Genomic DNA, 243 nt, shown 5'->3' with positions numbered 1-243 from the left:
TTTCCTGGAAGCAGGGCATCAATTGCTTCACCACCTTAGTGGTTCGTCATCACACCTCAGCATTAAGTGACCGGATTTGCCTAATCACTCTGCCTACATGCTTGAACCGGGACGACCGTCGCCCGGACAACCTAGCCTTCTCCGTTCCCCCCATCGCAGTTACCACCAGTACGGGAATATTAACCCGTTTCCCCATCGACTACGCTTTTCAGCCTCGCCTTAGGGGTCGACTCACCCTGCCCC

Annotated in this window: 1 rRNA gene; it reads right to left on the bottom strand. The window is 55.1% G+C overall.

Features of this window, described 5'->3' with window-relative positions:
* A 23S ribosomal RNA gene (locus BHE89_RS02725) occupies positions 1–243 on the bottom strand; the annotation flags it as partial.

It is taken from the genome of Shigella sp. FC1967, assembly GCF_001743005.1.
Taxonomy (GTDB): Bacteria; Pseudomonadota; Gammaproteobacteria; order Enterobacterales; family Enterobacteriaceae; genus Proteus.
Note: the sequence above shows the minus strand (reverse complement) of the source record. Positions and strands in the feature narration are given on the sequence as shown.